This window comes from Paraburkholderia largidicola, assembly GCF_013426895.1.
GTDB lineage: Bacteria > Pseudomonadota > Gammaproteobacteria > Burkholderiales > Burkholderiaceae > Paraburkholderia > Paraburkholderia largidicola.
Genome location: NZ_AP023174.1, coordinates 2,574,769 through 2,595,271 on the forward strand (window position 1 = coordinate 2,574,769; position 20,503 = coordinate 2,595,271).

The 20,503-nt window shown below is 62.9% G+C and carries 19 protein-coding genes; 9 read left to right on the top strand and 10 right to left on the bottom strand.

Going from position 1 to position 20,503, the window contains the following annotated elements:
* Positions 1-75: 75 nt before the first annotated feature.
* Positions 76-774 (bottom strand): two-component system response regulator KdpE, encoded by a 699-nt coding sequence (gene kdpE / locus PPGU16_RS11460; protein WP_007583470.1) that lies wholly within the window; start codon positions 772-774, stop codon positions 76-78.
* A complete protein-coding gene (locus tag PPGU16_RS11465; RefSeq protein ID WP_180720090.1) occupies positions 771-3,644 on the bottom strand; it encodes a DUF4118 domain-containing protein in 2,874 nt (957 codons plus the stop codon). The genes kdpE and PPGU16_RS11465 overlap by 4 nt, the downstream gene beginning before the upstream one ends.
* Positions 3,645-4,463: 819 nt before the next feature.
* Between PPGU16_RS11465 and PPGU16_RS11470 the strand changes: the two genes are divergently transcribed.
* Positions 4,464-5,480 carry an IS30 family transposase gene (locus tag PPGU16_RS11470; protein WP_180720091.1) on the top strand — a complete coding sequence of 339 codons (1,017 nt, stop codon included), beginning with the start codon at positions 4,464-4,466 and terminating at the stop codon, positions 5,478-5,480.
* A gap of 229 nt (positions 5,481-5,709) precedes the next feature.
* On the opposite strand, the gene kdpC is transcribed toward PPGU16_RS11470, so the two are convergent.
* The 5 genes from kdpC to PPGU16_RS11495 are packed head-to-tail and all read right to left on the bottom strand — an operon-like array spanning position 5,710 to position 10,469.
* Positions 5,710-6,291, bottom strand: a complete 582-nt coding sequence (gene kdpC, locus PPGU16_RS11475) for a potassium-transporting ATPase subunit KdpC (protein WP_180720092.1) — start codon at positions 6,289-6,291, stop codon at positions 5,710-5,712.
* A 46-nt stretch (positions 6,292-6,337) separates the two neighbouring features.
* Positions 6,338-8,422 carry a potassium-transporting ATPase subunit KdpB gene (gene kdpB / locus PPGU16_RS11480; protein WP_180720093.1) on the bottom strand — a complete coding sequence of 695 codons (2,085 nt, stop codon included), beginning with the start codon at positions 8,420-8,422 and terminating at the stop codon, positions 6,338-6,340.
* A gap of 42 nt (positions 8,423-8,464) precedes the next feature.
* A complete protein-coding gene (kdpA, locus tag PPGU16_RS11485; protein WP_180720094.1) occupies positions 8,465-10,270 on the bottom strand; it encodes a potassium-transporting ATPase subunit KdpA in 1,806 nt (601 codons plus the stop codon).
* Positions 10,267-10,359 (bottom strand): K(+)-transporting ATPase subunit F, encoded by a 93-nt coding sequence (kdpF, locus tag PPGU16_RS11490; RefSeq protein WP_011487462.1) that lies wholly within the window; start codon positions 10,357-10,359, stop codon positions 10,267-10,269. The genes kdpA and kdpF overlap by 4 nt, the downstream gene beginning before the upstream one ends.
* Positions 10,356-10,469 (bottom strand): hypothetical protein, encoded by a 114-nt coding sequence (locus PPGU16_RS11495; protein ID WP_007583456.1) that lies wholly within the window; start codon positions 10,467-10,469, stop codon positions 10,356-10,358. Before PPGU16_RS11495 ends, kdpF begins: the two co-directional genes overlap by 4 nt.
* A 249-nt stretch (positions 10,470-10,718) precedes the next feature.
* Between PPGU16_RS11495 and PPGU16_RS11500 the strand changes: the two genes are divergently transcribed.
* Genes PPGU16_RS11500 through PPGU16_RS11515 form a run of 4 tightly spaced genes read left to right on the top strand, consistent with a single transcriptional unit; the run spans position 10,719 to position 12,520 of the window.
* Positions 10,719-11,195, top strand: coding sequence for an Hcp family type VI secretion system effector (locus PPGU16_RS11500; protein ID WP_180720095.1), 477 nt, complete (start codon positions 10,719-10,721; stop codon positions 11,193-11,195).
* A gap of 15 nt (positions 11,196-11,210) precedes the next feature.
* On the top strand, positions 11,211-11,705 hold the full coding sequence (locus PPGU16_RS11505; RefSeq protein WP_180720096.1) for an STM2901 family protein: 495 nt from the start codon (positions 11,211-11,213) through the stop codon (positions 11,703-11,705).
* Positions 11,677-12,036 carry a DUF1493 family protein gene (locus PPGU16_RS11510; protein ID WP_180720097.1) on the top strand — a complete coding sequence of 120 codons (360 nt, stop codon included), beginning with the start codon at positions 11,677-11,679 and terminating at the stop codon, positions 12,034-12,036. The genes PPGU16_RS11505 and PPGU16_RS11510 overlap by 29 nt, the downstream gene beginning before the upstream one ends.
* Positions 12,029-12,520: a DUF1493 family protein gene (locus PPGU16_RS11515; protein WP_243460539.1), complete on the top strand. Its 492-nt coding sequence runs from the start codon at positions 12,029-12,031 to the stop codon at positions 12,518-12,520. Before PPGU16_RS11510 ends, PPGU16_RS11515 begins: the two co-directional genes overlap by 8 nt.
* An 83-nt stretch (positions 12,521-12,603) precedes the next feature.
* Here the strand turns inward: PPGU16_RS11515 and PPGU16_RS11520 are convergent, their stop codons facing one another.
* From PPGU16_RS11520 to PPGU16_RS11530, 3 genes are all read right to left on the bottom strand, one after another.
* Positions 12,604-13,578 (bottom strand): quinone oxidoreductase family protein, encoded by a 975-nt coding sequence (locus PPGU16_RS11520; RefSeq protein ID WP_180720098.1) that lies wholly within the window; start codon positions 13,576-13,578, stop codon positions 12,604-12,606.
* A 79-nt stretch (positions 13,579-13,657) separates the two neighbouring features.
* Complete coding sequence (locus tag PPGU16_RS11525; RefSeq protein ID WP_180720099.1) at positions 13,658-14,047, bottom strand: methylglyoxal synthase; 390 nt, start codon at positions 14,045-14,047, stop codon at positions 13,658-13,660.
* Positions 14,048-14,107: 60 nt separating this feature from the next.
* On the bottom strand, positions 14,108-14,887 hold the full coding sequence (locus PPGU16_RS11530; RefSeq protein WP_180720100.1) for an SDR family oxidoreductase: 780 nt from the start codon (positions 14,885-14,887) through the stop codon (positions 14,108-14,110).
* A 273-nt stretch (positions 14,888-15,160) separates the two neighbouring features.
* Between PPGU16_RS11530 and upp the strand changes: the two genes are divergently transcribed.
* The 4 genes from upp to purD all read left to right on the top strand — a co-directional run bounded on the left by upp (position 15,161) and on the right by purD (position 20,454).
* The gene (upp, locus tag PPGU16_RS11535; protein ID WP_180720101.1) at positions 15,161-15,811 is read left to right on the top strand and encodes a uracil phosphoribosyltransferase; all 651 of its coding nucleotides are present in this window, start codon (positions 15,161-15,163) and stop codon (positions 15,809-15,811) included.
* 733 nt (positions 15,812-16,544) lie between these two features.
* On the top strand, positions 16,545-17,684 hold the full coding sequence (locus tag PPGU16_RS11540; RefSeq protein WP_180720102.1) for an IS481 family transposase: 1,140 nt from the start codon (positions 16,545-16,547) through the stop codon (positions 17,682-17,684).
* Positions 17,685-18,167: 483 nt separating this feature from the next.
* A complete protein-coding gene (locus PPGU16_RS11545; RefSeq protein WP_180720103.1) occupies positions 18,168-18,896 on the top strand; it encodes a YebC/PmpR family DNA-binding transcriptional regulator in 729 nt (242 codons plus the stop codon).
* Between the two features lie 274 nt (positions 18,897-19,170).
* Positions 19,171-20,454 (top strand): phosphoribosylamine--glycine ligase, encoded by a 1,284-nt coding sequence (purD, locus tag PPGU16_RS11550; RefSeq protein ID WP_180720104.1) that lies wholly within the window; start codon positions 19,171-19,173, stop codon positions 20,452-20,454.
* Positions 20,455-20,503 lie beyond the last annotated feature (49 nt).

A 20,503-nucleotide genomic window follows, 5' to 3' on the forward strand; every position in this document is an offset into this window, starting at 1 on the left:
GATGGGCCGCTTTTCGCCGCCCTGCCATACCTGATCCGATATAACGCGACGCCGTGTCGCGCCTGTCACGGTGTATCAGGCGACGCCGACCAGCCGGTAGCCGACGCCCGTCTCGGTGACGATATGCTCGGGCTGCGCCGGATCGCGTTCCAGCTTCTGCCGCAGATGCGCCATGTAGATGCGCAGATAGTGATGGCTTTCCACATGCGACGGCCCCCACACGTCGCGCAGCAACTGCCGGTGCGTGAGCACGCGGCCTGCGTGACGCACGAGCGTCGCGAGCAGCCGGTATTCGAGCGGCGTCAGATGGACGGGCTCGCCGTCGCGCGACACCTGGCGCAACGCCAGATCGACGGTCACGCCGCCGAAGTGCACCTGCGGCGTCTCATTGGCACCGCCCTGGTTGCGCCTGCGCAGATGCGCGCGAATCCGCGCGAGCAGTTCGGATACGCCGAACGGCTTGGTCAGATAGTCGTCGGCGCCCGCGTCCAGCGCGGCCACCTTCTCGCTCTCCTGCGTGCGCGCCGACAGCACGATCACGGGCAACTCGCTCCAGCCCCGCAGTTCGCGGATCACGTCGAGGCCGTCGGTGTCGGGCAGACCGAGATCGACGATCACGAGATCGGGCTTGCGGGTCGCGGCTTCGATCAGCCCCTGCTTGCCCGTCGGCGCGTCGTACACGACCATGCCCTCGCCTTCCAGCGATGCCCGCACGAAGCGGCGGATCTGTTGTTCGTCTTCGATCAGGACGACGGTGATGCTCAGGTCACTCATGAGTGGGTATTCGGATGCGTGTCGGCTTGTTGTCGATGAGGCGGATCGGTGTCCGGGTCTGCGTGCGCTTCAATGTCTGCTTCGGTGTCCGGCTCGCCCGCGGCGTCGTCGTCGAGGACGTCGGGCACGGGCGGCGGCGTTTCGATGGGCAGTGTGAACCAGAAGCGCGCGCCTTCGATCCGGCCATCGGCGGCCACGCGGTTGGCCGCGCCGATTCTACCGCCATGCGCTTCGGCGATCGCGCGGCAGATCGCGAGGCCGAGGCCGATGCCCGGTTTCGCCGATTCCTTTTCGCCGCGCGTGAATTTCTCGAAGATGCGCGCTTCCATCCCGGGCGGCAAGCCCGGTCCGGTGTCGTCCACGGTCACGCGCACGAACGGCTTGCCGTTCTCGTCGATGCGCTGCGCGCCGATTGTCAGTGGCGTGTCGGGCGGCACGTACTTCGCCGCGTTCTCGAACAGGTTCGCAAAGAGCCGCTCGAGCAGCACGGCATCGAGCTGCAGCAGCGGCAGATCGGCGGGCAGCGATACCTGCACGGGATGACGCGCGAGCACGCGCCGGCAGTCGCGCAGCGCCGAGCCGACCGTCTCTTCGAGCAGCGACCATTGCCGGTTCAGCTTCAGGCTACCCGCCTGCAGACGCGCCATGTCGAGCAGATTCGTGACGATGCCCGTCATGCGCAGCGCTTCTTCGTGGATCGCATCGACGAGTTCGCCTTGCGCCGCGTTGCCGGCCTCGCGCGGCTGGCCGGCGAGCATCGACGAAAACCCGACGATCGCCGTGAGCGGCGTGCGCAGATCGTGCGAAATCGCGGACAGCAGCGAGTTGCGCAGCCGCTCGGACTCCATGTTCACGAGCGCATCGCGCGCGATATCGACGTAATGGACGCGTTCCAGCGCGAGCGCGATTTGCGCGGCGAACGCGTCGAGCATGCGCTGCTGCTCGGGCACGTCGAGCTCGCGCTCGTCCTGCATGGCGACGGCCAGCACGCCACGCGTGCGCATCGGCGCGCGCAGCGGCAGGTAGAGCGCCTTCGCGGCGGGCAGCGTGTCGGTGCCGTGCCCTGCCGGCTTCTGCTGGTCGTACACCCATTGGCCGACATCGACATCGAGGGTCGCCGCATCGAGCATGATGGTCTCGTCGGGATCGTCGACCTTCTGCTTCACCTGATCCGCGCTGTCTGGCAACAGCACTGCGACGCGCGCACGGAACACCTCGCTCACATGACGGCTGCCGATGCCGACGATCTGCTCCGTCGTCAGCGCCGCCGCCAGCTCGCGCGCCATCGCGTACATGGCGCCCGTGCGCTGCTCGCGCCTGCGCGCGACGCTTGCCTCGCGCCGCAGGCTCGACGTCAGATGGCCGATCACGAGCGACGTGAGCAGCATGCCGAGGAAGGTCAGCAGGTACTGCGTGTCGGACACCGACAACGACATGCGCGGCGGCACGAAGAAGAAGTCGAACGCGGCGACGGAGAGGAACGACAGCATCACGCCCGGCCCGCGTCCCAGCCTGACGGCCGTGAAGATCACGCCGAGCAGATACAGCATCACGAGGTTCGCGAGATCGATCCGGTCGATCAGTTGACTCGCGATCAGCGTCACGCCCGCGCAGATCGCGACCGCCCATGCATAGCTGCGCGGCGGCGAACGGCGGTCGCGGGCGGCGACCAGCGCGTCGCGCCACGCGCGCCCTTCTTCGTCAGCGCGCCGCTCGCGGGTCGTTCCTGCTTCGTCGTTGCTCGCACGGATCAGCGTGAGATCGAGGTCGCTTGCGCGTTCCGCGAGGCGCTCGCCGAACGGGCGACGCAACCAGCGCGCGAGACCCGTGGCGGACGAGCCGCCCGCAATCAGCTTCGACACGTTGCGCACGCGAGCGTAGCCGATCAAGGTCGAGACGGCATCGGCGCCCGCAAGCGTCGCCGTTTCCGCGCCGAGTTCGGCGGCGAGCTTGAGCGCGTCGAGCGTGCGTTCGCGGCGTGCATCGGAGAGCCGTTGCAGCCTGGGCGTTTCGACATAGACGGCGATCCAGTCCGCCTTCAGGCTCGCCGCGAGACGCGCGGCGGCGCGCACCAGCAGCGGCGCCTCCGGGCCGGGCCCGACGCACACGAGGAGCCGTTCGCGCGCCTGCCAGATGCGCTGGATCGAACGGTCGGCGCGGTACTCGCGCATCTGCGCATCGACGCGGTCGGCCGTACGGCGCAGCGCCAGTTCGCGCAGCGCGATCAGATTGCCTTTGCGGAAGAAGTTGCGCACGGCGCGCTCGGCCTGCTGCGGCATATAGACCTTGCCGTCGCGCATACGATCGAGCAGTTCTTCGGCGGGCAGGTCGACGAGCGTCACTTCGTCGGCGCGGTCGAACACGCGGTCGGGGACGGTCTCCCAGACGCGGATACCGGTGATCTGGCCGACGACGTCGTTGAGGCTTTCGAGGTGCTGGACGTTGACGGTCGTGTAGACATCGATGCCGGCATCGAGCAGTTCGTAGACGTCCTGCCAGCGTTTGGCGTGGCGTGCGCCTTGTACGTTCGAGTGGGCGAGTTCGTCGACGAGTATCAGCTGCGGTTTGCGTTCGAGCGCGGCGTCGAGGTCGAATTCGCCTAGCAGGCGGCCGCGGTATTCGATGCGGGCGAGCGGCAACACGTCGAGGTCTTTGAGCAGTGCTGCTGTTTCGCTGCGACCATGGGTTTCCGCGATTCCTACGACTACGTCGATGTTTTCTTCTTTTCGGCGGCGTGCTGCTTGCAGCATTGCATAGGTTTTGCCGACGCCGGCGGATGCGCCGAAAAATACCTTCAGCTTGCCGCGTTGGCGTTTTTCTTCTTCGCGCTGGAGTTTGTCGAGTAGCTCGTCGGGGTCGGGGCGGGGCATGGTGTTGGGTTTGGGGGTTTTGCACTTCCGTGCGGGTATGGTGACATGGTTTTTTTCTGTCTGCGACGCTGGGTGTGGTTTGCTTGTGTTTTCGCTGGCATCCGCTAGATGTTATTGGTGCTTCAAGCGTTGCCCCTGTGCGGGGCGGCACCTACTTGTGGGTTGGCTGCGACGCTGGGTGTGGTTTACTTGTGTTTTCGCTGGCATCCGCTAGATGTTATTGGTTCGCTAGCGTTGCCCCTGTGCGGGGCGGCACCTACTTTTCTTTGCCGCCGCAAAGAAAAGTAGGCAAAAGAAAGCGGCTCACACCGCCAGTTCTTGTATTTGCCTGAGGGCCCCCAAAGGTTCTTACACTTCACACGGCAACTTTCCTGTTCGCGGTCGTTGCCAACGTTCTCTCTGTACGCCTCACCCGCTTCATGTGCCAGCGTCTCAACACGCCGTGCCAGATAGTCACCCGCCGCCCAGGTGGCAAACTGTGTGTAGGCCGTAGCGCCACACACGCCTCACTCCGGACCGATAGCGCATGCGCCCCACCCTGTAGGAGCGCTAACCTGTACGGTGCGACAACCTACACACCGTTTGCCACCTGGGCGGCACAGACCATTCGCTGCCGCTGGCTCCTGTGCGGGTGATTGAAGCGGGTGAGGCATCTGTTCGAAGCGCTGGCAACGCGCGCCAACCAGGGCACTGCCGCGTGAAGGATCGGGACGTTGGGGGCCCGTGGATAAACACACGGGCTGGCGGTGTGAGCCGCTTTCTTTTGCCTCGAGTTCTCAAGTTTGAAGTGCAACACCCCGCCTCATATAAGGTGTTGCTATGGAAAAACGATACCAACAACTCCAGCCTGAAGAGCGGCTGACGATTGCCAGCCAGCATCTGCAGGGTTCAAGCATACGGGCCATGGCCCGTATGCTTGGGCGCTCACCTGCAACGGTGAGTCGCGAACTGGCTCGCAACTGCGGGCCTGACCGCTATGCTTCGGTGCCGGCCCAGGCGTTAAGCGTGGCGCGACGTGTGGCTGGCCGGCGCCCCGCCAAGCTCGATCCGCAGGGTGTTACATGGCGCATCGTCCTCACGCTGCTGGACTGGAAATGGTCGCCTCAGCAGATATCAGGTACGCTCAAACGTATGCACCCGAATGATTCGTCCCAGCGGGTCTCGCACGAGACCATCTACACGGCTATCTACGCCCGTCCGTATGGGGAACTGCGTCGCCAGCTCATCGCCTGTCTGCGCCACCATCGCAGCGATCGCATGCCGCGAAGTCGAGGCACAGACCGGCGCGGCCAGATTCCCGATATGGTCAGCATTCACGTGCGCCCGCCCGAGGTGGACGACCGCGTGATGCCGGGCCACTGGGAAGGCGACTTCATCAAGGGCGCAAACAATGCCTCTTCCGTGGGCGTGCTGGTCGAACGCTCCAGCCGCTTTGTGCTGCTTGCCCGGATGGACGATGCGACTGCTGCCTCGGCACTCGCGGGCTTCTCTGCCAAACTGAATTCCATCGCTGCGCCGCTACGACAGAGCTTCACGTACGACCAGGGCAAGGAAATGGCGTGCCACCAGGAGCTCGCTGCCGCGACCGGTGTGAAGGTCTATTTCTGCGACCCTCACAGCCCCTGGCAGCGTGGCACGTGCGAGAACACCAATGGTCTGCTACGCCAGTATCTGCCCAAGGGCACAGATCTCTCGGTCTACAGCCAGGACGACCTTGATGGCATCGCTGACAGCCTCAACAGCCGGCCACGTGCCACACACGCTTTCCACTCGCCGTTCGAAGTCTTCGCCACCATGCTTGCACTTGCTTCTCAACCTGATAATTCCGTTCACTAGGCATTGTGTTGCGCTTCACATTTGAAACCGCCCCTACTTTTCTTTGCGGCGGCAAAGAAAAGTAGGTGCCGCCCCGCACAGGGGCAACGCTGGCGAACCAATAACATCACGCGGATGCCAGCGACAACACAAGCAAACCACACCCAGCGTCGCAGACAGAAAAAAACCCAAAAAACCCCGGGGCTACGCCATCACCAAATCGCCCGCCCCGTGAAACGGTCACAACACCTTACGTACGCTGCGCGTCATCCAACGCAAGATTCAACTCGAGCACATTCACCCGCGCCTCGCCAAACAGCCCGAACTGCCGCCCGTGCGTATACCGATCAACCAGCGCAGCCACATCATTGGGATTCATCTTCCGCACAGCGGCAACCCGCTCAACCTGAAAAGCCGCCGCCGCAGGCGAAATCTCCGGATCAAGCCCACTACCCGAAGAAGTCACGAGATCAACGGGAACAGCCGTATCAGCAGGCATATGTCCAGCAGCCTTCAACGCGTCGAGACGTCCCTTAACCTCATCGGCGAGAGCCGGATTAATCGGCCCGAGATTCGAGCCGCTCGAACCCTGCGCGTTGTACGGCATCGGCGCCGTCGCCGACAGACGCCCCCAGAAGTACTGCGGCGCATCGAACTGCTGCCCGATCAGCCGCGAGCCAACCACCTTGCCGTCCTTCTCGATCATGCTGCCATTGGCCTGATCGTGAAAGACAGCCTGGCCAAACGCCGTCATCACGGCAGGATACGCAAGCCCGGTCACAGCCGTCAGCACGGCAAAGATCACCACCATCGGGCGAAAAAGCGATTTCATGATTCAGATTCCTTTTATCTGTCGATAGACGTGCGTCGCACAGCCATCAAACCCAACCACACGCGGCCAGCACCATGTCGATCAGCTTGATGAACGGGAACGGCAGCAGAATCCCGCCCAACCCATACACCAGCAAATTACGACGCAACAGCGATGCGGCGCCGAGCGGACGATATGTCACGCCCTTCAGCGCGAGCGGGATCAACGCCACGATGATCAGCGCATTGAAGATCACCGCCGACAAAATCGCCGACGACGGCGAACTCAGATGCATCACGTCGAGCACGCGCAGCTGCGGATACGTGGTCGCGAACGCTGCAGGAATGATCGCGAAGTACTTGGCGACGTCATTGGCAATCGAAAACGTCGTCAACGAACCGCGCGTCATCAGCATCTGCTTGCCGATCTCGACGATCTCGATCAGCTTGGTCGGATTCGAATCGAGATCGACCATGTTGCCCGCTTCCTTCGCGGCCTGCGTGCCCGTGTTCATCGCCACTGCGACGTCGGCCTGCGCAAGCGCCGGCGCATCGTTGGTACCGTCGCCCGTCATCGCGACCAGCCGCCCTTCCGCCTGGTGCGCGCGGATCGTCGCGAGCTTCGTTTCCGGCGTGGCCTCGGCAAGGAAGTCGTCGACGCCCGCTTCGGCTGCAATCGCCGCCGCCGTCAGGCGGTTGTCGCCCGTCACCATCACGGTCTTGATGCCCATCTTGCGCAGCTCGGCAAAGCGCTCCTTGATGCCGCCCTTCACTACGTCCTTCAGCTCGATCACGCCGAGCACGCGCGCAATGCCCGTGCCCTTCTCCGCCACCACCAGCGGCGTGCTGCCTCGCCGCGCGACTTCCGAGACGGCAGCCGTCACTTCGGACGGGAAGTGGCCGCCATGCGCTTCGACGTAGTGCTTCACCGCGTCGGCGGCACCCTTGCGGATTTCGCGGTCTTGCAGATCGACACCGCTCATGCGCGTCTGCGCACTGAACGGGATGAAGACGGGATGCAGCGTCGCCATGTCGCGCTGACGGATGTTGAAGCGCTGCTTCGCCAGCACGACGATGCTGCGGCCTTCAGGCGTTTCATCCGACAGCGACGACAGTTGCGCCGCATCCGCAAGCGTTTCTTCCGCGATGCCCGCGACGGGGACGAACGCCGATGCCTGGCGGTTGCCGAGCGTGATCGTGCCCGTCTTGTCGAGCAGCAGCACGTCGACGTCGCCCGCGGCTTCGACGGCGCGGCCCGAGGTCGCGATCACGTTCGCCTGCATCATGCGGCTCATGCCCGCCACGCCGATCGCCGACAACAGGCCGCCGATCGTCGTCGGAATCAGACACACGAGCAGCGCGACGAGCGCGGTGATCGTCACGACGTGCCCCGCCTTCGCGGCTTCGACAGAGAACATCGAGAACGGCAGCAGCGTCGCAGTGGCGAGCAGCAGCACGATGGTCAGCGCGACGAGCAGAATGGTCAGCGCGATTTCGTTCGGCGTCTTCTGACGCTTCGCGCCTTCGACCATCGCGATCATGCGGTCGAGGAATGCCTCGCCCGGATTGGCCGTCACCTTCACGACGATCCAGTCCGACAGCACGCGCGTGCCGCCCGTCACCGACGAGAAGTCGCCGCCCGACTCGCGGATAACAGGCGCGGATTCACCCGTGATGGCCGACTCATCGACGGACGCCACGCCTTCGATCACTTCACCGTCGGCGGGAATCACGTCGCCCGTTTCGACCAGCACGACGTCGCCGCGGCGCAGATCGGAAGCCGTCATGATGCGGATGGGCGACTTCGGATGCGGCTCGTTGAGCTTCTTCGCCATCACGTCTTTCTTCGCGCTGCGCAGCGAGGCCGCCTGCGCTTTCGAGCGCCCTTCGGCGAGCGCTTCGGCGAAGTTCGCGAACAGCACCGTGAACCACAGCCACAGCGCGACCGCGAGAATGAAGCCCGCGGGCGCCTCGGCCTGGCCCAGCAGCGCGGCGATCCAGAGGATCGTCGTCAGGATGCTGCCGACGTACACGCAGAACATCACCGGATTGCGGAACTGCGTGTGCGGCTTGAGTTTCTTGAACGAGTCCACGATCGCCGGGCGCACGAGCGCCGGATCGAACATGGACCGGGTAGCGGAATGGTCAGTCATTTCTTCCTCTAATTGCTTCGCCGTTTTTCTTCGCGTGGCGTATCAATGGCCCGCGATCATCATCAGATGTTCGACGCCGGGGCCGAGCGCGAGCGCGGGCACATACGTGAGCGCACCGACCAGCAGCACCGTGCCGAGCAGCAGCACGACGAACAGCGGTCCATGTGTCGGCAGCGTGCCACCCGTCACCGCGATGCGCTTCTTCGCGGCAAGCGAGCCGGCGATCGCGAGCACCGGGACGATGGTGCCGAAGCGGCCGAACCACATCGCCACCGCCGTCAGCCAGTTGTAGAACGGCGTGCTCACCGTGAGGCCCGCGAACGCGCTGCCGTTGTTGTTCGCCGCCGAGCTGAACGCGTACAGGATTTCGGAGAAGCCATGCGCGCCCGGATTCAGGATGCCCGCCTTGCCCGCATCGGTGAGCACGGCAATCGACGTCGCGACGAGCACGAGCAGCGGCGTGAGCAGCACGACGATCGACACCATCTTCATCTCGTACGCTTCGATCTTCTTGCCGACGTATTCAGGCGTGCGGCCGATCATCAGCCCCGCGACGAACACCGCGAGCAACGCGAACACCAGCATCCCGTACAGACCCGAACCCACGCCGCCGAAGATCACTTCGCCGAGTTGCATCAGGAGCATCGGCACGAGGCCGCCGAGCGGCGTCAGCGAGTCGTGGGTGTTGGCCACGGCGCCGCATGAAGCCGCCGTCGTCGCGACCGTGAAGATGCCCGACTGCGCAATGCCGAAGCGCGTTTCCTTGCCTTCCATGTTGCCGCCCGGCTGCAGCGCGGTCGCCGACTGATCGACATGCAGCGACGTGAAGAGCGGATTGCCGCTTTGCTCCGCGCCGATCTCGCCCGCGACGCACACGGCGAAGGCGATCGTCATCACCGCGAGGACGGCCACGCCTTGCCGGCGGTCGCCGATCATGCGGCCGAACACGAGACACAGCGCGGCAGGGATGATCAGGATCGAGAAGATCTGCACGAAGTTCGAGAACGGCGTCGGGTTCTCGTACGGATGCGCGGAGTTGCCGTTGAAGAAGCCGCCGCCGTTCGTGCCGAGCATCTTGATCGCTTCCTGCGTGGCAACGGGGCCCATCGCGATGGTCTGCGTCTTGACGGGCGTATCGACCATCACGGGGTTGCCCTTCGCGTCCTTCACCGGGTTGCCCTGGGCATCCGTCTTCGGCGCGGAGTACGTGGTGGTCTGCAGCGTCGGCACGTCTTCGTATGCCTTGAAGTTCTGGATCACACCCTGGCTCATGAAAACAGCCGCGATGAGCATCGACATCGGTAGCAGCACGTAGAGCGTCACGCGCGTGACGTCTACCCAGAAGTTGCCGATGGTCTTCGCCGTGTGGCGCGCGAAGCCACGCACCAGCGCAATCACGACGACGATGCCCGTCGCGGACGACAGGAAGTTCTGCACTGTCATGCCCAGCATCTGCGTCAGATAGCTGACGGCCTGTTCGCCGGAGTAATCCTGCCAGTTCGTGTTGGTGACGAAGCTGATGGCCGTGTTGAATGCGCCGTCGACGGTCATCGCGCTGAACTGCTGCGGATTGCCGGGCAACAGGCCCTGCACGCGCAGCAGCACGTAAAGGAACGCGACGCCGAGCAGGTTGAACGCGAGCGTGGCGATCGCGTAGTGCTTCCAGCCCATTTCCTGCTCAGGATCGACGCCCGCGAGACGGTACAGCAGACGCTCGACGGGTCCGCCCAGTTTGACGACGCGCGAGCTGCCGTCCATCACGCGCGACAGATAGCGCGAGACGGGTACGGCGGCAGCGAGCAGCACGACGATGAACAGCGCCGGCTGCAAGACATTGTTGAGGTTCATTCAATGTCCTCCGCGCGCAGCAGCGCATACACGAGATAAACGAACAGCAGCGCGGTTGCCGCGCCTGATAGCCAGAGGATCCAGTTCACGAGCGCGCTCCCTGACCACGGCCGTAGCGCGTCAACTTCTCGCATCCGGCGATCAACCCAAAGGTCAGCGCAGCAAAAAGCGCGATGCCCCCGACGTACAGCACATCCATTTGATGTTCTCCATTTGTTTGGCGATGGATGGTCGCAACGTTATGCCGATCGACGTAAAGGACAGGTCAAAGGTGGGTGGGTGAGTGTAAAAAAGGTGTAAACGCGGGGACGCCTGGGATAGCGGTGCGGGTGTCGACTCTTTACGAATTGCCACACGCGACAAAAATGCCCGCGATATGTTGTCACTGCTGAAACTGATGTTTCAGCCGATTGAGGCACCCAGACCGGACCCACACAAAGGAAGAAATATGTTTGAAGATATCTTCGTTGTGGTGAAGGGCATCAACGGTGAGTCGCAAGACGCAACGTATCCAGACGCCATTGAAGCGGTGTCATGGCAATGGAAAATCACTCAACAGGCGACCATGCACTCGGGCTCCGGTGGCGGGGCTGCGAAGGCGTCCGTGCACGACCTCATGTTCACCCATCGCATAGATCGCGCATCGCCGAATCTTGCTTCGTATTGCTTTCAGGGCAAGCATATTCCAGAGGTCGTACTGATCCAGCGCAAGGCGGGCGGCGTGCCTCACGACTATCTGAGGATAAGCATGTACGACGTGATCGTTAACCAGGTCGAACCATTTTCGACGGGCATGCTGGCGATGGAACACGTCGCGCTGTCCTTTGCGCGGATGAAACAGGAATACAAGCCGCAGAATGCGCTGGGCGGAAGTCAGGGAGTGGTGACGGGGCTTATTGATGTGAAGGCAAATCGAGCTTCGTAGAGCGTGAGGATAGACATGAACGACTACGAATATCTCATCGCCGAACACGCGACTCAACATGGCGTGTACAGATATGGCCAGTTGGACAATCTCTCCTCGCACGGGCTGCTCTTCTGCATATTTGTTGAGGAAACGTGCGAAACGCTCGATGTGAAAGACATCGCGGCGGTTATTGCCGTGCTGATTGGCCAGCCGTGGCTCTCGACGCGCGGCAAGTTCGGCGGCGCAACGAAGGGAACATCGATTGCATCGAGGATTTCCCGCACGCTTCTCGACTACGATTTCAAGCGAGCCATTTTGCCGACACTAACGAACCAGTCGTTGACGAGTTTGCGCTTCAGAATGGGTAACAACCTTGGCGTTTTTGTCGGCCGATGGGTCCCGTTCACCGGCTGGTCTATCACGGCCTTCGATGTCGCCAGAATCACAATAACGAGCATCGCCCACTACAACCGGCTCGCGGAACCGGAGGATCAAATCAATGACGCGACAACAGGAAGTTTCGGCTGAACTCGAGGCGTTCATACGAAAGCAAGTTCGGCTGCCCGCAGAAAAATCGATCAATCCGGCGGATCAACTCGAAGATGACTATGGTGTAAGTGGTGACGATGCTGACGACTTCATGCACGAGTTCGGCAAACGATTCCACGTCCAACCCGGTGATTTTGTTCTTCAGCGATACTTCGACATGGAAGGGATTAGCGGCCCTCTCTGCTTTATCACCCGTTGGCTGCATAAAACAATGGGCATAAAGAAATATCGCAAGGAACCGCTAACGATCGCGATGCTTCAACGCTCAATCGATCTGGGTGTATGGGATAGCCAACGTCTCGATGAGTGAGGCTAAAGGCCCGCCGTTGCGCGAGCTCTTTCGTTTTGCGCGTCAACGCTCGGCAGAACACCACTCGCTTGGGCGTCGGCTCCAAGCGTGGGTTGTACGCCATACCTTCGACAGGTTCAAAATTTCCATGTCAATGACGCCACAGTCGGCAGTTTCGGTTGAGCTTGAAGAATTTCTTCGAGAACAAGTCGGATTGCATGCCACCGACAAGGTGAATCCAGCAGACCGTCTCGAAGATGACTTGCATATAACGGGCGACGACGCAGCGGACTTGATCGAAGCGTTCGTCACGCGGTTCAACATCAAAAACGGGGATTTTATATTTCAGAGGTATTTTGACGAGGAAGGATACGACCTGTTCTTCTTGCTCAAACGTCGCTTCCGGAAGAAGACACTCAAGATCGAGAAAGAACCACTAACCGTATCGATGCTCCAGCGAGCAATCGATCTAGGTCTTTGGGACAGCCAACTCGTCAGAGAGTAAGAGGCCTGCGTCTGGCGGGCCTCTTACTTTTCCGTTACATCGAACGCGCGCCGACGAGCGACGCGCCCCGTCAATTGCGACGGTTACGGCACCAGAACCGTCGACCCCGTCGTCCTGCGCGCTTCCAGATCCGCATGCGCCTTACCCACGTCGGCGAGCGCATAGCGCTGATTGATGCTCGTCTTCACCTTGCCCGATGTGATCACGTCGAACAGTTCGGCGGCCATCGCATCGTAGTCGCTGCGCTTGCCCATATAGGTGAAGAGCGTCGGCCGCGTGAAGAACAGCGAGCCGCGCCCGGCGAACTCCGAGGAATCAATCGGCGGCAACGGGCCCGACGCATTGCCGAAGCTCACGAACATGCCGAGCGGTGCGAGGCAGTCGAGCGAGGCTGTAAACGTGTCCTTGCCGATCGAGTCGTACACGACGGGCACGCCGGCGCCGTTCGTGATCTCGCGCACGCGCTTCGTGAAGTTTTCGCGCGTATAGACGATGGGATGGTCGCAGCCGTGCGCCTTCGCGATCTCCGCTTTCTCGTCGGAACCGACCGTTCCGATCACCGTCGCGCCCAGCGCCTTCGCCCACTGGCACACGAGCAGACCGACACCGCCCGCGGCCGCCTGGATCAGGATCGTGTCGCCCTGCTTCACGGGATACGTGCGGCGCAGCAGATATTGCGCGGTCAGCCCTTGCAGCATCACGGAAGCGGCTTGTTCGTAGTCGATTGCATCAGGCAGTTTCACCACCTGCGCCGCGGGCAGCACGCGCTCTTGCGCGTATGCGCCCGGCGGCCGCGCGACGTACGCAACACGGTCACCCGCCTTCAGGTCCGTCACGCCGGGGCCGACGGCGATCACCTCGCCCGCCGCCTCCATCCCGAGACCGCCCGGCAACGGCAGCGGATACAGCCCCGTGCGGAAATACACGTCGATGTAGTTCAGGCCGACGGCGTGCTGCTTGATAAGGATCTCGCCGTTACCCGGCTCGCCCACTTCGACGTCGACCCACTTCATCACTTCCGGGCCACCTGTCTTGTCGAATCGAATTGCCTTGGTCATGTCATCTCCAGATTCGTTCGTGCTTGCTTCGCGCGAGGTTCGCGCTGATGGATTGCGTGAATGGCAACGGACGACGCCGTCAGACCTGATGCGTAAGACGCAGCGTCAGCACGTCGAGGATCATCCGTGCCGTCGAAATGTTCGTCGCGCACGGCACGTTGTGGACATCGCAGGCGCGCACTAGCGCGTTGATGTCGGGTTCGTGCGGCTGCGGCGTCATCGGATCGCGCAGGAAAATCACCATATCGACGTTGCCCTCGGCCAGTTGCGCGCCGATCTGCAGGTCGCCGCCGTGCGGGCCGGACAGCATCCGCTCGACTTTCAGACCATGCGCATCACTGATGCGCGAACCCGTCGTGCCCGTCGCGATCAGGTCGCAGCGCGACAGCGTGTCGACGTATTCACCCGCCAGCCTGACGATGTCATCCTTCTTATGGTCGTGCGCGATCAGCGCGACGCGTGTTGTCATGTCGTTGCTCCTCTTGTGTTGTCGTTATCGTGTTCGCGGTGTGCTGCGAAGGGCCATGCATCAATAGGTGCCGGGGTACGAGCCGCCGTCGATCAGCCAGTTCTGCCCGGTGATATAGCCCGCGTGCACGCTGCACAGGAACGCGCAGGCACGGCCGAATTCGTCGGGCGTGCCGAAGCGGCGTGCGGGAATCGTCGCCATGCGCTGCTTGCGCGCTTCGTCGACGGAGATGTTCTGCGATTTCGCCGATGCCTCGAACGTCACGGCGATGCGGTCCGTATCGAACAGGCCGGGCAGCAGGTTGTTGATCGTCACGCCGTCCGGCGCGACCTTGCGCGCGACGCCCGCGACGAAACCCGTCAGCCCCGAGCGCGCGCCGTTCGACAGACCGAGCACGTCGATCGGCGCCTTCACCGACGAACTCGTGATATTCACCACGCGTCCGAAACCGCGCGAGATCATGCCGTCGATGGTTGCGCGGATCAGTTCGATCGGCGTGAGCATGTTCGCTTCGAGTGCGCGGATCCAGTCGTCGTGCGTGAAGTTGCGGAAGTCGCCGGGCGGCGGCCCGCCCGCATTGTTGACGAGGATGTCCGGCTGCGGACACGCGGCGAGCGCCGCAGCGCGGCCTTCGGGCGTGGTGATGTCGCAGGCCACCGCCTTGACGTCGACACCCGTCTTCGCGCGGATCGCAGCGGCCGTGGCTTCGAGCGTTTCAGCCGTGCGCGCGACGATCGTCACGTTCACGCCTTCGGCCGCCAGCGCCTCGGCGCAGCCGCGCCCGAGTCCCTTGCTTGCCGCGCACACCAGCGCGGTCTTTCCTGCGATGCCCAGATCCATGTGTATTTTTCCTGTTGTCGTGCGCGCAACGAGCGGGACATGCCTGCGCGTTGCGCTCGGGTGGTCGGCCAACTGTCCCCCGATTCTAGAAGAATCGACGCGGCGCTGCCGGACGTCGCTGATATACCTTTCATCAGCATCCGTCTCTTTACGCCGCCCTTCCGGTAAACTCGCAGCCATGGCGCAGCCGCGCGCCGCCGTCCGTCGCGAGGGCGCGTGCGCCGCGCCAATCCATCGTCAGCCAGCTCAACTTCGCCGCGAGGCGCCCCCGTCATGACTCAGGACAGCCGTTTTCCCAATCTTTTCATCCTCGATCACCCGCTGATCCAGCACAAGCTGTCGCACATGCGCGACCGCGACACGTCCACGCGGACGTTCCGCGAACTGCTGCGCGAGATCACGCTGCTGATGGGCTATGAAATCACCCGCAACCTGCCGATGACGACCCGCCGCGTGAGCACGCCGCTCGTCGATATCGACGCGCCTGTGATCGCTGGCAAGAAGCTTGCGATCGTGCCCGTGCTGCGCGCGGGCGTTGGCATGTCGGATGGACTGCTCGAGCTGATTCCGTCGGCGCGGGTCGGGCATATTGGGGTGTATCGCGATGACGACCATCGCCCTGTCGAGTATCTGGTGCGGTTGCCGGATCTCGAGGATCGCATCTTTATTCTTTGCGATCCGATGGTCGCTACCGGTTATTCGGCTGTGCATGCTATCGACGTGCTGAAGCGGCGCGGGGTCGCGGGTGAGAATATTTCGTTTCTCGCGCTCGTTGCTGCGCCTGAGGGCGTGCAGGTGTTTCAGGATGCGCATCCGGATGTGAAGCTGTTCGTTGCTTCTCTTGATTCGCATCTCAATGAGCATGCTTACATTATTCCTGGGCTTGGGGATGCTGGGGATCGGTTGTTCGGGACGAAGAACTGATCGCTTTTTTTCCCTTCGGGCTGGGGTTGGGGTTGCGGAGTGGGCTTTGTGTTTTTGCCTTTGCGCTGGCATCCGCGTGATGTTATTGGTTCGCAAGCGTTGCCCCTGTGCGGGGCGGCACCTACTTTTCTTTGCCGCCGCAAAGAAAAGTAGGCAAAAGAAAGCGGCTCACACCGCCAATCCTTGTTCCTGCCTGAGGGCCCCCAAAGGTTCTTACGCTTCACACGGCAACGTGCCAGTCCGCGCTCGTTGCCAACGTTCTCTCCGCCCGCCTCACCCGCTTCACACTCCCGCGTCGCGGCACACCGTGCCAGACAGTCCGCCGCCGCCCAGGTGGCAAACTGTATGTAGGCTTTCGCGCCTTATGCGCATCACTCCGGACTGGGTAGCAAGATTGGTGTTTCTGGTAAGCGCGCTAACCTGCGTGGTGCGACAACCTACACACAGTTTGCCACCTGGGCGGCACATGCCATTCGCTGCCGCTGGCCCGTGTTTGGGTGTCTGAAGCGGGTGAGGCGTCTGTTCGAAGCGTTGGCAACGAGCACTAACCAGGGCGCTGCCGTGTGAGGCGTGGGGACGTTGGGGGCCCGTGGATAAGAACACGGGTTGGCGGTGTGAGCCGCTTTCTTTTGCCTACTTTTCTTTGCGGCGGTGTACAGACTGGAGACATCGCTGACAGGTGTACAGGGACATGACTGACACTTTCGGGTAATCAAACGCCCGGATTCCAACCATGCCCTGGGATGTAAAAGACACCATGAATCGTCGCGAAGACTTCGTCTGCGAGGCCGCCACACAGGCGCTCCCGTTCAGCGAGCTATGCCGTAAATTCAAGATCACCCGCCAGACCGGCTACAAGTGGCTCGCCCGCCACAAGTCTGAGGGTAGCAAGGGGCTGGCCGACCGCTCCCGGCGCCCGCATCACAGCCCCACACGCTCACCGGAGCACATCGAGGCACTGGTGCTGGACCTGCGCCGCGAGCATGGCTGGGGCGGACGCAAGATCGCACGGCGCCTGCGCGATCTGGGCCAGATTGAGGTTCCCGCGCCCGCCACCATCACCGAGATCCTGCGACGCCACGGGCTCATTGACGAGCAGGCGTCCCGCCAGCGCCAGCACTGGCAACGCTTCGAGCACGAGCATCCGAACTCGTTGTGGCAGATGGACTTCAAGGGCGACTTCCCGACGCTGGAGAGCGGGCGCTGCGCGCCGCTGACGGTCATCGATGACCACTCGCGCTACAACATCGTGCTGAGCGCCTGCGCGCGCACCACCACCGGGATCGTGCAGGCAGAGCTTGAGCGGGCGTTTCGCTGCTACGGGCTGCCATCGCGCATCAACACCGACAACGGCGCGCCGTGGGGCTCGCCCAGTGCGCCGGGGCAGCTCACCGAGCTCGCGGTCTGGCTGATCCGGCTGGGCATCCAGGTGAGCTATAGCCGCCCGTATCACCCGCAGACCAATGGCAAGGATGAACGGTTTCACCGCTCGCTGAAGGCCGAAGTGCTGGAGCGGCACACGTTCACCACGCACGCGCACGTGCAGCAGGTACTGGATCGCTGGCGGCAGGTGTACAACACCGAGCGTCCGCATGAGGCACTGGACATGGCGGTGCCGGTCACCCGCTACGCGTGCAGCCTGCGCAGGATGCCGGAGCGGCTGCCCGAGCCCGAATACGGTTGCGGCGATGAAGTGCTACAGGTCAATGCAAGCGGCGTGGTGCGCGTGCGAGGCGAGAAAGTGAAGCTCTCGATTGCGCTCAAGGGGCTGCAGGTGGCAGCCCGCCCGAGCGAAAACGAAGACGGAGTGATCGAGCTCTGGTTTGCCCATCAGCGAGTCGCAAAACTTGACCTGAAGACAGTAAAACCCTGACCATCATGTGTCAGCGATGTCCCTGTACATGTGTCAACCATGTCTCCAGTCTGTACACGGCGGCAAAGAAAAGTAGGTGCCGCCCCGCACAGGGGCAACGCTTGCAAACCAGAAGCAAACCGCGGATGCCAGCGCAAAAGCAAAAACACCGCCCCAGCGTCGCAGACAAAAACCAAAAACCCAAAACCGAAAACCAAACCCGTGGCCCCTGCGGCCACCCCCTCCCATGATAAAATCTCGGTCTGCCCACCGAACGGGCGGCACACCCACCACCGGCATTGCGATGGCCGATTCCGTCGATCATTCGACGCTCACACAGCGTCCTTCCCGACACGTCACCGCCGAACAGGCGCGCAAGCCACAGCATTCCAGGGTGCGACCAGACTGACATCAGGGCGCGAGCGCACATCCGCACCGCCCGGCAAACGCAACGACAATTTGCACAATGCGTGCGCCCCGCTGGCGCGCGCGACGGAGAAAGGTATGGCGGGTCATTCGAAATGGGCCAACATCAAGCATAAGAAAGCAGCGGCCGATGCCAAGAAGGGCAAGGTCTGGACGCGGCTCATCAAGGAAATCCAGGTCGCTGCCCGGATGGGCGGCGGCGACATCGACTCGAACCCGCGCCTGCGGCTCGCCGTCGACAAGGCGTACGACGCCAACATGCCGAAAGACAACATCAACCGCGCGATCCAGCGCGGCGTCGGCGGCGTCGATGGCGCGAACTACGAGGAAATCCGCTACGAAGGCTACGGCATCGGCGGTGCAGCCATCATCGTCGACACGATGACCGACAACCGCACCCGCACCGTCGCGGAAGTGCGCCACGCGTTCTCGAAGTTCGGCGGCAACATGGGCACGGACGGCTCGGTGTCGTTCATGTTCGATCACGTCGGCCAGTTCCTGTTCGCGCCCGGCACGCCGGAAGACAAGCTGATGGAAGCCGCCCTCGAAGCAGGCGCCGACGACGTCGTCACGAATGAAGACGGCAGCATCGAAGTGGTCTGCCCGCCGAATGATTTCCCGAAGGTCAAGGCCGCGCTCGAAGCAGCCGGCTTCAAGGCGGAAGTCGGGGAAGTGACGATGAAGCCGCAAACGGAAGTCGAATTCACCGGCGACGACGCCGTCAAGATGCAAAAGCTGCTCGACGCGCTGGAAAATCTGGACGACGTGCAAGAGGTCTACACGAACGCGGCCATCGCCGACGAGTGAGGCGGCAAGTGAGCGCGCCGCCCCGATCAGGGTTCCCGTTCCGGTTCCCATCCATGACGGGGCAGTCGCCGCGCTCCTTACAGCACTCGCCGCGCGAGCGTTCGGGCATGGGCACGGACGTGCCGTTTGCGGCGTATTTCTCTGCTTTTACCGCCACATGGTCCGGCTTTGTGGCCTGTCTCACAGGCAACGCGCTCACGTTGTGCGAAGGTAGATATTCACGGCTCGCGCCAATGCGCGGGCCGTTCACGGTTTTTAGCATTCGGGGAATCACATGAAGTTACTCGTCGTCGGTTCCGGCGGTCGCGAGCACGCGCTCGCATGGAAGCTCGCGCAGTCGCCACGCGTGCAGCTCGTCTATGTCGCGCCCGGCAACGGCGGCACGGCCCAGGACGACCGTCTGCTCAACATCGGCATCACCGATCCGAACGCGCTCGCCGACTTCGTCGAGAAAGAGCAGATCGCGTTCACGCTGGTCGGCCCGGAGCAGCCGCTCGCGGCGGGCATCGTCAACATCTTCCGCGCGCGTGGTCTGAAGATTTTCGGCCCGACCAAGGAAGCGGCGCAGCTCGAAAGCTCGAAGGACTTCGCGAAGGCGTTCATGAAGCGCCACGCCATTCCGACAGCGGAATACGAGACCTTCTCGGACGTGGCTGCCGCGCACGCCTACATCGACGCCAAGGGCGCGCCCATCGTGATCAAGGCCGACGGCCTCGCGGCCGGCAAGGGCGTGGTCGTCGCGCAGACGCTCGACGAAGCGCACCAGGCCGTCGACATGATGCTGTCGGACAACAAGCTCGGTGATGCGGGCGCGCGTGTCGTGATCGAAGAGTTCCTCGCTGGCGAGGAAGCGAGCTTCATCGTGATGGTGGACGGCATCAACGTGCTGGCGCTGGCGTCGAGCCAGGACCACAAACGCCTGCTGGACGGCGATCAGGGCCCGAACACGGGCGGCATGGGCGCCTATTCGCCCGCGCCCATCGTCACGCCGCAACTGCATGCACGCGTGATGCGCGAAATCATCCTGCCGACCGTGCGCGGCATGGAGAAGGAAGGCATCCGTTTCACGGGTTTCCTGTACGCCGGCCTGATGATCGACGCGCAAGGCAACCCGAAGACGCTCGAATTCAACTGCCGGATGGGCGACCCGGAAACGCAGCCGATCATGGCGCGCCTGAAGGGCGACTTCTCGAAGGTCGTCGAGCAGGCCATCGCTGGCACGCTGGATACGGTCGAGCTGGAATGGGACCGCCGCACGGCGCTGGGCGTCGTGCTGGCCGCGCACAACTATCCGGAAGCACCGCGCAAGGGCGACTTCATCAGCGGCATCCCCGTCGAGACGGCGGACTCGGTGACGTTCCATGCGGGTACGGCGCTGGCGGACGGCAAGCTGACGACGACGGGCGGACGCGTGCTGTGCGTCGTCGGGCTGGCGGACTCGGTGCGTAGCGCGCAGTCGGTTGCGTATGAGGCGATCAACCATATTTCGTTCGACGGCATGCAGTATCGCCGCGACATCGGTTATCGCGCGGCCAACCGCAAACACGGCCAAGGCTGACGCTTTCCACGCCAAAGCACTTTCCGGCGCGGCGTTCGGGCACTTGCCC